Source organism: Telluria sp. ZB2R32 (assembly GCF_059685715.1).
The window spans coordinates 214823-227059 of sequence record NZ_JCASIG010000008.1; the positions used below are offsets into that span (position 1 = coordinate 214823).

At 66.9% G+C, this 12237-nt stretch carries 9 protein-coding genes; 5 read left to right on the plus strand and 4 right to left on the minus strand.

Annotated elements, in window-relative coordinates:
• Positions 1-75: 75 nt before the first annotated feature.
• On the plus strand, positions 76-501 hold the full coding sequence (locus AC56LG_RS21790) for a thioredoxin family protein (protein ID WP_497168120.1): 426 nt from the start codon (positions 76-78) through the stop codon (positions 499-501).
• Positions 502-592: 91 nt separating this feature from the next.
• The gene (locus AC56LG_RS21795) at positions 593-3898 is read left to right on the plus strand and encodes a PAS domain-containing protein (protein WP_497168121.1); all 3306 of its coding nucleotides are present in this window, start codon (positions 593-595) and stop codon (positions 3896-3898) included.
• Positions 3899-3957: 59 nt separating this feature from the next.
• Here the strand turns inward: AC56LG_RS21795 and AC56LG_RS21800 are convergent, their stop codons facing one another.
• Positions 3958-4785, minus strand: a complete 828-nt coding sequence (locus tag AC56LG_RS21800) for an ABC transporter substrate-binding protein (RefSeq protein ID WP_497168122.1) — start codon at positions 4783-4785, stop codon at positions 3958-3960.
• Between the two features lie 114 nt (positions 4786-4899).
• Here AC56LG_RS21800 and AC56LG_RS21805 point away from each other — a divergent pair, with 114 nt between their 5' ends.
• Together AC56LG_RS21805 and AC56LG_RS21810 are read left to right on the plus strand one after the other, a co-directional pair.
• On the plus strand, positions 4900-5994 hold the full coding sequence (locus tag AC56LG_RS21805) for a substrate-binding domain-containing protein (RefSeq protein WP_497168123.1): 1095 nt from the start codon (positions 4900-4902) through the stop codon (positions 5992-5994).
• The gene (locus AC56LG_RS21810) at positions 5991-7133 is read left to right on the plus strand and encodes a putative sulfate/molybdate transporter (protein ID WP_497168124.1); all 1143 of its coding nucleotides are present in this window, start codon (positions 5991-5993) and stop codon (positions 7131-7133) included. The genes AC56LG_RS21805 and AC56LG_RS21810 overlap by 4 nt, the downstream gene beginning before the upstream one ends.
• On the opposite strand, the gene AC56LG_RS21815 is transcribed toward AC56LG_RS21810, so the two are convergent.
• The 3 genes from AC56LG_RS21815 to AC56LG_RS21825 are packed head-to-tail and all read right to left on the minus strand — an operon-like array spanning position 7134 to position 10263.
• A complete protein-coding gene (locus AC56LG_RS21815) occupies positions 7134-9452 on the minus strand; it encodes a xanthine dehydrogenase family protein molybdopterin-binding subunit (protein ID WP_497168125.1) in 2319 nt (772 codons plus the stop codon).
• Between the two features lie 3 nt (positions 9453-9455).
• Positions 9456-9713 carry a DUF1289 domain-containing protein gene (locus AC56LG_RS21820; protein ID WP_497168126.1) on the minus strand — a complete coding sequence of 86 codons (258 nt, stop codon included), beginning with the start codon at positions 9711-9713 and terminating at the stop codon, positions 9456-9458.
• Positions 9694-10263: a DUF1415 domain-containing protein gene (locus AC56LG_RS21825; RefSeq protein WP_497168127.1), complete on the minus strand. Its 570-nt coding sequence runs from the start codon at positions 10261-10263 to the stop codon at positions 9694-9696. Before AC56LG_RS21825 ends, AC56LG_RS21820 begins: the two co-directional genes overlap by 20 nt.
• A 482-nt stretch (positions 10264-10745) precedes the next feature.
• Here AC56LG_RS21825 and AC56LG_RS21830 point away from each other — a divergent pair, with 482 nt between their 5' ends.
• Positions 10746-12068, plus strand: coding sequence for a transglycosylase SLT domain-containing protein (locus tag AC56LG_RS21830; RefSeq protein WP_497168128.1), 1323 nt, complete (start codon positions 10746-10748; stop codon positions 12066-12068).
• Positions 12069-12237 lie beyond the last annotated feature (169 nt).

Below are 12237 nucleotides of genomic sequence, written 5' to 3' on the forward strand. Positions count from 1 at the left end.
ACGCGCGGAGCCGCCGCCATGGCCGCGACCGAGCATATCGACCCACAAGCGCGCGCCGCAAGGTAGAATCCGCTCATGCATAGCCTGACACTCCATACCAGCAACCGCGACCAGCTGGCCGGCGCCTTCGACGGCGGCCGCTGGATCGTCGCCTGCCTGTGCGCCGCCTGGTGCGGCACCTGCGGCGGCTACCGCGCCGCCTTCGACGCCCTGGCCGCGCGCCATCCGGACAAGACCTTCGTCTGGATCGACATCGAAGACCAGGCCGACGTTGTCGGCGACCTCGACGTCGACAATTTCCCGACCCTGCTGCTCCAGCAGGGCGACACGGTCGCCTTTTTCGGCCCCATGCTGCCCGACGCCCTGCTGGCCGAGCGCCTGTTGCTGGCCCAGGCCGAGCTGGCCCCGAGCGAACTGGCGCGCCTGGCGCAGTCGACCGAGGAACGGCGCGGCTGGCAGCGCGACTGCAACCTGCAGACGTTGCTGGAACAGGCAGGCTGACTGGCGTCGAATCGAAAAAGCTGTACTTGCCAGATATGCCAGAATATAAGCAAGAATGCTACAGCACGGATATTCGCCGCCGCACCAGCCCATGCCGCTTACCAAACAATCCTTCCACGCGCTGTTCGACGCGTCGCCCAACCCCTACCTGGTCCTCGACCGCCAGCTCAACATCGTCACCGCCAACCGCGCCTACCTGGCCTCCACCGGGCGCGACCTGGCGCAGATGGCCGGGCGCCCCTACTGGGATGCCTTTCCAAGCGATCCCGAGACCCTGAAGCAGATGAGCACTTCGCTCGAGCGCGCCATCCGCTCGCGCCAGGGCGACACGATGGCCGTGCTGCGCTACGACATCCCGCGCGCGGACCCCGAGGGTGGCTTCGAGACCCGCTTCTGGAGCATCACCCATACGCCCGTGATGGACGAGGCCGGCGAAGTCGAATTCGTGATGCAGCATCCGATCGACGTCACCGAGATCGAGCGCATGCGCGGCGCCGCGCGCAGCCAGGACGAGGCCGGCCTGCTGGCAGCGCGCAGCGGCCTGTTCAGCCGCGCCGAGCACGTCTACCGCCAGAACCTCACGCTCCAGGCCGACGTCGAGCGCCTCAACGCCCTGTTCCAGCAGGCGCCGAGCTTCATGGCCGTGCTGCGCGGGCCCGACCACGTGTATGAACTGGTCAACGAAGCCGTCGTCGAACTGTCGGGCGAGCGCGAGTATCTCGGCAAATCCATCCGCGCGGCGCTGCCGGAACTGGCCGGCCAGGGATTCTTCGAAATCCTCGACGCGGTCTACGACAGCGGCGAAGCCTTTGTCGGGCGCGGCATGCCGATGCGCCTGCAGCGCCGGCGCCGCCCCGGCCGTCGCGGCGAAATCGAGCAGCGCTACCTCGATTTCATCTTCCAGCCGATCGCCGGCGCCGACGGCGAGATCCAGGGCGTGTTCATCGAAGGCACCGACGTTACCGAACGGGTGCTGGCGCTGGCCGAGGTCGAGGAAAAAGTCACGCGCCTGGAAAGCGCCGAGCGCCAGCTCGCCTTCCAGCTGGAGCTGGCCGACAAGCTGCGCCCCCTGTCCGAACCCGCTGCCATCGCGGCCAGCGCCTGTGCGGTGCTGGGCCAGCGCCTGGGCGTGGCGCGCGTGCTGTTCGCCGACGCCGATCCGGCAGCGGCGACGCTGGGCGTGCGCGGCGACTGGAGCCACCCCGAGATGGACAGCCTGACCGGGCACGACTTGCAGGTGGACCAACTCGGCTTTCGCATCGACGCTGATCTGCTGGCCGGGCGCCCGGTGATGGTGGACGACGCCGCCGACCTCGCCGCCGCCGGCCCCTGGTGCGCCGTCGACGCCAGTTTCGGCGCCCGCGCCCACCTGACCGTGCCGGTGATCGACGCCGGCACCCTGCGCGCGGTACTGAGCCTGCACCGCCCGCTGGCGCACCACTGGAGCGGCGAGGAACTGCGCATGGCGCAGGACATGGCCGAGCGCACCTGGGCCGCGGTCGAAGCGGCCAATGCCCAGCGCGCCCTGCGCACCGAGCGCGACGAGTCGCAAACCATCTTCGACAGCATGATCGAAGGCTTCGGCCTGCTCGACCGCGACTGGCGCCTGGTCAAGATGAACGCCGCCGGCCTCAAGCTGCTCGAGCGTGGCGGCGAAGTGCTGGGCGTCGATTTCCGCGACGCCTTCGCCAACATGCGCGGCACCAGCATCGACAGCCTGTGCCGCCACGTCAAGGAAAGCCGCGTGGCCGACATCGCCGAGTATCCGCACCCGCTGGCGGACGGCGGCGTGCGCTGGCTGGAAGTGCGCGCCTTGCCGGCGCTGGACGACGGCGTCGCCCTCTTCCTGCGCGACGTCACGCTGCGCCGCGACGCCCAGGAGCGCCTGCGCGACACCGCCGAGCGCCTCCACTTCATCCTCGAATCGGCCGAGCTGGGCGCCTGGGAACTCGACCTGGCCACGGGCGTCTCGCGCCGTTCGCTGCTGCACGACCAGTGCTTCGGTTACGCCGAGCCGGTGGCCGAGTGGGGCCTGGAGATTTTCCTGCGCCATGTCCATCCGGACGAGCGCGCGGCGGTCGCGGCCGGGTACCGCGACGCGATTGCACGCCAGGCGGTATGGCAGGCCGAATGCCGCATCGTCTGGCCCGACGGCTCGATCCACTGGATCGCGATCTTCGGCGCCATGCAGGCCGGCGCCGCCGGCCCGGGGCGCATCGCCGGCATCGTCTACGACATCAGCGAACGCAAGGCGGCCGAGGAAAAGCTGCGCATCGAAGGGCGGCGCAAGGATGAATTCCTGGCCATGCTGGCGCACGAACTGCGCAACCCGCTGGCGCCGATCGGCGCCGCCGCCCAGATCCTCTCGCTGGGCGACCCGGACGCCGCCAGGGTGAAAAAGACCAGCGCCATCATCACGCGCCAGGTCGCCCATATCACCAGCCTGATCAACGACCTGCTGGACGTGTCGCGCGTCTCCGGCGGCCTGGTGCGCCTGGAAAATGCGCCGGTCGACGTCAAGGACGCGGTGGCCGACGCGGTCGAGCAGGTGCGCCCGCTGGTCGAAGCGCGCGGCCACCGCCTGGAAGTACACCTGGCGGCCGAGCACACGGTCGTGCAGGGCGACCGCAAGCGCCTGGTGCAGGTGCTGTCGAACCTGCTCAACAACGCGGCCAAGTACACGCCGCAGCACGGGCGCATCGTGATGCACATGGAAATGAACGACGACGAGGTGGTGCTGTGCGTGATCGACGACGGCATCGGCATGACGCCCGAGGTACAGGCCGGCGTGTTCGACCTGTTCACCCAGGCCGAGCGCACCCCGGACCGCTCGCAGGGCGGCCTCGGGATCGGCCTGGCGCTGGTGCGCAGCCTGGTCGAACTGCACGGCGGACGGGTCGCGGTCCACAGCGAAGGGCTGGGACGCGGCAGCAAGTTCTCGGTGGTGCTGCCGCGCCTGCGCCGGCCGGCGGCGCCTGAACCCGGCCAGTCGGCACAGCCGGTCGGCGCGGCGGCCGCGGCGCCGCTGCACATCCTGGTGGTCGACGACAATGTCGACGCCGCCCAGTTGCTGGCGATGTTCCTGGAGGGCGCCGGCTACCGGGTTGCGGTCGAACACGATCCGGCGCGCGCGCTGGCCGTGGCGGCGGGCGAGGATTTTGACGTCTTCCTGCTCGATATCGGCCTGCCCGGCATGGACGGCATCGAACTGGCGCAGCGCCTGCGCCGCCTGCCGCAGGCCGAGCACGCGCTGCTGGTCGCCATCACCGGCTACGGCAGCCCGCAAGACCGCGAAGCGGCGCTGCGGGCCGGCTTCGACCACCACTTCGTCAAGCCGGCGCCGCTGGATAAACTGCTGGCGATTTTTGCCAGGCGCGCACCGGTCACTTCAAACTGATTCGGAGCGATCCGTAGGGTGGGCTCTCGAGCCCACGCGGTTCAGCGCTCGCATGTCGGTTACCTGGCCACCGTGGCAGACGGGAAGAACACCTGGCGGCCATCGACCTTGAAGGAGGCGATCAGTTGCTGGCCTTCAGGCGACGTGATCCACTCGACCAGCTGCATCGCGCCCTTGTAGTTCAGGTCTTTCGATTTTTGCGGATTGACGGCGATGATGCCATAGGGGTTGAACATCTTCGGATCGCCTTCGACCGCGATCTGCAGGCCGGTCTTGGCCTGGTAGGCGAGATAGGTGGCGCGGTCGGTCAGCGTGTAGGCGCGCAGTTCGGCCGCCATGTTCAGCACTTCGCCCATCCCCAGGCCGGCCGAGACGTAGGCGCTGCCCTGCGGCTGGCTGCCGAGCTGCTTCCAGTAAGCCCTTTCCATCAGGTCGGTGCCGGAATTGTCGCCGCGCGAGATGAACTTGGCGCCGCTGGCGGTAATCTTCTTCATCGCGGCCACCACATCCTTGCTGCCCTTGATGCCGGCCGGGTCGCTTTCAGGACCGGCGATGATGAAGTCGTTGTACATCACGTCGCGCCGGTTGACGCCATGGCCTTCGGCGACGAACTTGTCCTCAAGCGCGCGCGCGTGCACCAGGGTGACGTCGACGTCGCCGTTCTTCGCCAGTTCCAGCGCCTTGCCGGTACCGACCGAAATCACCTTGACCCTGGCGTTCGCCCTGGCTTCGAATTTCGGCAGCAGGTATTGCAGCAGGCCCGAGTTCTCGGTACTGGTGGTGGTCGACAGGCGGATCGCCTGCTGGGCCAGCGCTGGGGCGGAGGTAGCCACGGAGGTGGCCAGCAGCAGGGCCAGCAGGACAAGGTGTTTCTTCAGGTTCGGCATTGTGTTCCTATGATTAAAGCAGGGAGGCGCCATCGCATCCTTATCAGTGTGCTATGGTAAGCCGCCCTCAAAAACTTTCAATATGAACATATTTGCATATGTTGTCTTCTAAAGATGTTGCACGTTAAGCTTGCCTATACCTTCACCCGCTCCGGCGGCATGCGCATGCAGCTCGAAAATCCCTTGTTCGACATCCTCTCCGCGATCCACGCGGCCGGCTCGGTTGGCCAGGCGGCGACGCGGCTGCAGCTGTCTTACCGCCACGTCTGGGGCGAGCTCAAAAAATGGGAAGCTACGCTCGACGCCGGGTTGATCGTCTGGGAGCGCGGCAAGCGCGCGCGCCTGTCGCCCTTCGGGGAAAAGCTGCTGTTCGCCGAGCAGCGCGCCAAGATGCGCGTCCATCCCCAGGTCGAGAACCTGGTGGCCGAGATGGAGCGCGAGTTCGCGCTCGCCTTCGACCCCGAAGTGCACGTGATCCCCATGTTCGCCAGCCACGACATCGCCCTGTCGCGCCTGAAGGAATTCCTGGCGCGCGACGCCGGGCTGCACCTCGACCTGCAGTTTCGCGGCAGCCTCGAATGCATCGAGGCGCTCTCGCGCGGCGACTGCCTGCTGGCCGGCTTCCACGTCAGCGAAGACCGGGCCCAGGGCAGCATGGCGCAAAAAGCCTTCAAGGCGCTGCTGAAGCCGGGCCGCCACAAGCTGATCGCGTTCGTCGGCCGCCAGCAGGGCTTGATGCTCGCATCCGGCAACCCGAAGCGGATCGCGGGCGTGCAAGACCTCAAGCGCGCCGAGGTACGTTTCGTGAACCGCCAGCCCGGTTCCGGCACCCGGCTCGAAATCGAACAGTTGCTCACCAGCGCCGGCATCGCACCGTCCGCCGTGAACGGCTTCGAGCGCGCCGAACCGACTCACCTGGCCGTGGCCGCCGCCGTGGCATCAAGCCAGGCCGACGTCGGCTTCGGCATCCAGGCCGCGGCCGCCGCGTTCGGACTTGACTTCATTCCACTGCTGCGCGAGCAGTATTATTTTGTCTGCCTGAAGGAAGCGGTCGACCAGGCGCCGATCGCCAAGCTGCGCGAACTCCTGCAGCGCAGCGAGTGGGAAGGCTTGATCGCCGACCTGCCCGGCTACGACATCGAGGGTGCCGGCGACGTCATCCGTTTGAGCCAGGCGCTGCCCTGGTATTCGTTCAGGAAGCCAAAATGAACAGCGGTGTCGAGAATACCGGCCGCCTGCGCTTCGACCGCGCCGAATGGGCGGCCGCCTTTGCCGACCTGGGCAGCTTCATCCCTTTCGTGGTCGCCTACGTCACCGTGCTGAAGATGGACCCGGTCGGCATCCTGCTCGCCTTTGGCGTGGCCCTGGTCGGCTGCGGCCTGCTGTACCGCACCCCGGTGCCGGTGCAGCCGATGAAGGCGATCGGCGCGCTGGCGGTGGCGCAGGCCGGCGTGCTCGGCGGCGGCATCACGGCGGCGACGGTAGCGGCGGCGAGCCTGGTTACCGGGCTGTTCTGGCTGCTGCTGGGTGCCAGCGGCGCGGCCGGGCGCCTGGCGCGCCTGATCCCGAGGGAAGTCGTGTCCGGCATCGTCGCCGGACTCGGCCTGTCGTTCATGCTGCAGGGCGGGCGCATGATGGCGGGCGACTGGCTGGCCGCGCTTGTTGCCTTTGCGATCGCCGTGTGCTTGCGGCGCAGCCGGCGTTTTCCGGCCATGCTGGTCCTGCTGGGCGCAGGCTTTGCCTATGGCGTGTTCCAGGCGCCCGCCTTGTGGGAAGCGGCGGATTTCGGTTTCGCGCCGCGCCTGCCCGGCCTGGCCATCGGCGACCTGCGCTGGCACGATGTCGTCACCGGCACGCTGCTGCTGGCCCTGCCCCAGCTGCCGCTCACGATGGGCAACGCGGTGATCGCGACGAGCGAAGAAAACAACCGCCTGTTCCCGGAGCGGCCCACGAGCGTGCGCAAGCTGGCGCTGTCCACCGGCGCCATCAACCTGGCGGGCGGGCTGTTCGGCGGCATCCCGATGTGCCACGGCGCCGGCGGCATGGCGGCCTACACCGCCTTCGGTGCGCGCAGCGGCGGCGCGCCGGTCATCTTCGGCGCCACATTAACGGTCCTTGCACTGTGCTTTTCCGATTCGATCGGCTTCCTGCTGCAGGTGGTGCCGGCCGCGGTGCTGGGCACGATCCTGCTGCTCGCGGGCGGACGTTTGGTGACCGGTAACCTGCCGCTCACCGCAGGCTGGCGCACATTGCTGCCGGTCGTGCTAACGGCGCTGGCTGCGATGTGGAACGTCGGCGTCGGCTTCGTGGTCGGGATGGCCCTGCACCGGGCGCTGCGCCGGGTCTGATCAACCCAGCCGCAGCGGCAGGCTGCGCAGGCGTCGGCCGGTCAGTTTGAACACGGCTGCCGCCACCGCCGGCGCCACCGGCGGCACGCCCGGCTCGCCCACGCCTTCGGGCGGCGCGGCGCTGGCGACGATCACGGTCTCCACCAGCGGCGCCTGGCCCATGCGCAGCAGCGGATAATCGCCGAAGTTCGATTGCTGCACGCGGCCCTCCTTGATCGTGATCTCGCCCGCCAGCGCCGCCGACAGGCCGAACACGACCGCCGACTCCATCTGCTGGGCCACGATGTTCGGGTTGACCACGATTCCACAATCGATCGCGCAGACGACGCGGTGCACGCGGATCTCCGTGCCATCGACCGCGACTTCGGCCACTTGGGCGACGATGCTGCCGAAACTCTGGTGCAGCGCCACGCCATGGGCCCGCCCGGCGGCCGGCGCGCCCGCCTTGTTCAGCGCCGCATCGAGCACGGCCAGGTGGCGCGGGTGGTTCTCAAGCAGCGCACGGCGGAAGACCACGCCGTCCTGGCCGGCCGCATGTGCGACTTCGTCCAGAAAACCTTCCTTGAAAAAGGCATTGTGCGAGTGGCCGACCGAACGCCAGTAGCCGAGCGGCACCGCGCTGTCGACGATCACGTGGGCGATGCGCTGGTGCGGAATCTCGTACTGCATGTCGTACTCGCCCTCGGCCGTGGTCTTGTCCGGTCCCATGCCGGGCAAGCCGAGGTTGCGCGGGAAGTACTGGTGGCCGATCGCGCCGCTGGCCGATTTGTTGTCCCAGGCGAGCAGGCGTCCGTGCGCGTCCAGCGAGGCCGTGAAGCGCGCCAGCGCCGCCGGGCGGTAGACGTCGTGGGCGATGTCGTCCTCGCGCGTCCAGATCAGCTGGACCGGGCGGCCAGCAGCGGCCATGGCCACGGCCACCGCCTGCGCCACCATGTCGCCCTCCAGCCGCCGGCCGAAGCCGCCGCCCAGCAGCATCACTTCGATGGCGACGTCCTCGCGCGCCACGCCGGCCACGCGCGCGGCGACGTCGACCGCGATGCTCGGCACCTGGGTCGAGGCCCACAGGCGCACCTTGCCGTTCTCGACCTGGGCGGTGCAGTTGACCGGTTCCATCGTGGCGTGGGCGAGAAACGGCGCGCGGTATTCGGCGCTGACGGTTTTCGCCACGCCGGCCACATCCCGGGTGCCGCTCGCGTGATAGGTGAAGCCCGACTCCGCGTCGAGCGCCGCGGCGAAGCCGGCGAAGATGGTTTCCGACGACAGCGATGCGTTGATGCCCTCGCTCCAGCGTACCGGCAGCGCGGCGGCGGCCGTTTTCGCTTGCCACCAGCTGCGTGCGATCACGGCCACGCCGGCTCCGGCACCTGAAAACGGTCCGAGCGCGGACGAGATGTCGACAACGCCAATTACGCCGGGCATGGTTTTGACGGCGTGTGCATCGAACCCGGCGACGCCGGCGCCGATCACCGGCGCCATCTTCAGTGCCGCGTACAGCAGGCCGGGCGGACGCGCATCGATGCCGAACAGCGCGCTGCCGTCGACCTTGCCCGGCGTGTCGCGGCGCGGAACGCCTTTCCCGATCAGGCGGAAATCGCGCGGGTCTTTCAGGCGCACGTCGCCGGCATCGATGCCGGCGCCCACTTCAGCGGCGCGCGCGGCCAGGCTGGCGTAGCCGGCGCGGCGGCCGTCCGGGTGGATGACGAAGCCTTCTTCGGTGCGCAGGTCGCGCACGGGCGCTTGCCAGGTTTCGGCCGCGGCCTTCATCAACATGGCGCGCGCCACGGCGCCGGCTTCGCGCATCGGCTGCCAGGCATCCTTGACGCTGGTCGAACCGCCGGTAAACATGATGCCCAGTTCGCGCCCGACTTTCGCCAGCAGCCACTGAACACCATCCTTGACGTCGCCGCCACCGTCCGGGTGGAACGGCAGGTTCTCGCGCAGCACCGCCAGGTTGCCGAAGATCTTGTCGATCGGGGCCGGGGCGATGCGCACGCTGTCGATCGGGAAGTCGAGTTCTTCGGCCACCAGCATCGGCAGCGCCGTGTGCACGCCCTGCCCCATCTCGCTGCGCGGGACGACGACCGAGACTGTCCCATCGGGATGGACGGCGATCCAGCCGTTCATCGCCACCGCACCGTCCGTCACCGGCAGCGGTTCGCTCGTATGCAGGCGCTGGCGCGGCGGGCGCGTGCCCCAGCCGACCAGCAGCACGCCGCCGGCCAGCAGGCCGCCGAGCAGGAAGCGGCGGCGCGTGCGGCCCTGGCGGTGCGTGTTTGCCAACGAGGGGGCCAACGAAGGCGTGATGTCGCGATCCCGCATCGATCAGGTATTACGGCGCGGGTAGCCTTCGGCCAGGATGCGCTGCCAGACCAGTTCCTTCTGCTCGGCCGGCATCGAAACCCAGTGCGCCACCTCGGCCACGGTGCGGCCGCAGCCGCGGCAGACGTCGTCGAAGGTCGTGGAGCAGACCGCCACGCATGGTGTGTCGGGGCGCTGCGGGAGCGCTCCGACAGGGCCATGCTTGAGTTCCCCATCCGGACGTGGCGGTAGCGCCGCCGGGCTATCGTGCTGGTCCGACATCGAGCTTGTCCCAGCCTTCGTGGCCGAGTTGTTCCATGGTCTCGATATTCTTCTCGAAGATCTCGGCGGCGTCAGGGAAGGCCTCGACGGCACGCTCGATGCTCTCTTCGCGCAGCAATTGCAGGATCGGATACGGCGCGCGGTTGGTGAAGTTCTCGATGTCGTTCTTGTCGGTATCGGCGAACTGGTATTCCGGGTGAAAGCTGGCCACCTGCAGCTCGCCGTCGAGGTGCATGTCCTCGACCGCGGCGTCGGCGACGTCGAGGAATTCGTTGTAGTCGAGGAAATCGTCGAGCACGAAGGGGTGGATCAGCAGCGTCGTGTCGACCTGCTCCGCCGGGGTGTCGGACAGCAGTTGCAACTCGTCCATCAATTGTTCCAGTAACGCCTCGGGCGTGCGCGCCGGCGAGACGATATAGCGCACCTGCTCTTTTACATACACGGCTTTGGCGAACGGGCACAGGTTCAGGCCGATGACGGCCTTTTCCAGCCAGCGGCGGGTGGCGGCGACGATGGCGTCGTCGTCGGCATTCAGGTTGGCAATACTCATAAGAAGTTCTCGGTATAAAAACGGGCTTGCAGTTCGCGGACGTGCCAACCCGGATTGTACGCACAGTTTGCGTGCGCTCATAGGTCAACCATTCGAGGCGGGTAAGTTCAAACTGAGTTGAAACTGAGTCGAAAACAGTCTGGGCAAGGCCGACATCCCGGCTTTTTATTGTCAACTCTACAATTAGTCAGAATAGCTGAGTTGTTTCCATGTGGAATGAATTACAGATAGGCGATTACGCATACACCCGGCCAGTATGCGTCGACGGTGACGGTCTTGTCCTATGAATTCTGCCTGCGCAGATGTGCATACCCCTGCAAAATGTTATCAAAAACATTTCATATTGGCAAAGTGAGTAGACAAGATATTTTGTAACCGCCCAGGAGATTTGCTTGACTGCCTCAGCAGGGGCTACTTACACTGCCCCCTTATCGTCAGTCCCGCAGTTCCTGGACGCAACATACTGGAAAGCTATGTACGACATGACCCGCACTACCTCCATTGCTGCCGCGCTGGTGCTTTTGCTCTCGGCTCCCCTCGCCCACGCCATCGACACTGCCTCGGTCAACGCGCTGCAAGGCGCTGCCGTCATGCGCCCTGCCGCGGCACCTGCCGCAGCCGGCGCCGCTTCGTTGAAAATCGACGAATACAAGGAAACCGATGTCTGGGGCCGTATCCGCAGCGGCTACGCCATTCCCGACATCAACAACAACCTGGTCGAGCGCCACGTAAAGTCTTACAGCCTCAAGCCGGAATACATGGCCCGTATTTCCGGGCGCGCCTCGCTGTACATGTTCCACGTGGTGCAGGAACTGGAAAAGCGCGGCATGCCGACCGAACTGGCGCTGCTGCCGATCATCGAATCCGCCTTTAACCCGCAAGCCCTGTCGACCGCCAGCGCGGCCGGCCTGTGGCAGTTCGTGCCGGGCACCGGCAAGGACTACGACCTCAAGCAGAACATGTTCAAGGACGAGCGCCGCGGCGTGCTGGCCTCGACCGATGCCGCCCTGACCTATCTGCAGCGCCTGTACACGATGTTCGGCGACTGGCAGCTGGCCCTGGCCGCCTATAACTGGGGCGAAGGCAATGTGCAGAAGGCGATCAAGAAAAACCAGGCGCTGGGCAAGCCGACCGACTTCGAAAGTTTGGCCGACCTGATGCCGGCGGAAACGCGCAATTACGTGCCGAAACTGCAGGCGGTGAAGAACATCGTCGGCAACCCGGGCCAGTACAACGTTACCCTGCCGGTGATCGACAACCAGCCGTATTTCACCGCGGTCGACAAGACCAGCGACATCGACCTCGCCATTGCCGCCCAGCTGGCCGAAATGTCGGTCGACGAATTCAAGGCCCTGAATCCGCAGTTCAAGCGTCCGGTCATCACCGGCGACGACCGCACCAAGATCCTGCTGCCGCAAAAGAACGCCGAGAAATTCCACCTGAACCTGGCGCAATGGGGCCAGGCGCTGTCGACCTGGACCACGCACCGCATCACCGGCGCGCGCGAAAGCATCGCTTCGCTGGCATCGAAGTTCGGCACCACCCCGGAAGTCATCCGCCAGGCCAACAATATTCCGGCGCAAACCCGCCTGAAGGCCGGCTCGACCATCCTGGTACCGAAGACCTCGGCCTCGATGCATTCGGACATCGCCGAGAATATCGTCGAAAGCGCCGTCATGGCACTCGAAGCCGACCGCGGCGAGAGCCGCAGCGGCGCGCGCACCCAGCGCTTCAAGGCCAAGGCGACCGCCGCGTCGAGCTCGCGCGTTTCGCGCAACACCAATAGCCGCCGCAAGCATCGTTAAGTGTCATCCGCGACCTGCTGCCTGGGCAGCAGGTCGCATCTCTCCTTCCTGACCCGCCTCCGGGGTGCGCTGAATCACCGGCTTCCTGGCCAAACCTTGCGCCACCTCAAAACAAGCGCCCTGTGCAAGCATTCCCAAACTAGGGTATGATGTCGTTTGTGCGCTGCAA

What these genes read in the sequence shown, in the direction of transcription:
- AC56LG_RS21810 (WP_497168124.1), top strand. Translation starts at nt 5,991, where the DNA reads ATGAACAGCGGTGTCGAGAATACCGGCCGCCTGCGCTTCGACCGCGCC.
- AC56LG_RS21790 (WP_497168120.1), top strand. Translation starts at nt 76, where the DNA reads ATGCATAGCCTGACACTCCATACCAGCAACCGCGACCAGCTGGCCGGC.
- AC56LG_RS21830 (WP_497168128.1), top strand. Translation starts at nt 10,746, where the DNA reads ATGACCCGCACTACCTCCATTGCTGCCGCGCTGGTGCTTTTGCTCTCG.
- AC56LG_RS21795 (WP_497168121.1), top strand. Translation starts at nt 593, where the DNA reads ATGCCGCTTACCAAACAATCCTTCCACGCGCTGTTCGACGCGTCGCCC.
- AC56LG_RS21805 (WP_497168123.1), top strand. Translation starts at nt 4,900, where the DNA reads ATGTTGCACGTTAAGCTTGCCTATACCTTCACCCGCTCCGGCGGCATG.
- AC56LG_RS21815 (WP_497168125.1), bottom strand. Translation starts at nt 9,452, where the DNA reads ATGCGGGATCGCGACATCACGCCTTCGTTGGCCCCCTCGTTGGCAAAC.
- AC56LG_RS21825 (WP_497168127.1), bottom strand. Translation starts at nt 10,263, where the DNA reads ATGAGTATTGCCAACCTGAATGCCGACGACGACGCCATCGTCGCCGCC.
- AC56LG_RS21800 (WP_497168122.1), bottom strand. Translation starts at nt 4,785, where the DNA reads ATGCCGAACCTGAAGAAACACCTTGTCCTGCTGGCCCTGCTGCTGGCC.
- AC56LG_RS21820 (WP_497168126.1), bottom strand. Translation starts at nt 9,713, where the DNA reads ATGTCGGACCAGCACGATAGCCCGGCGGCGCTACCGCCACGTCCGGAT.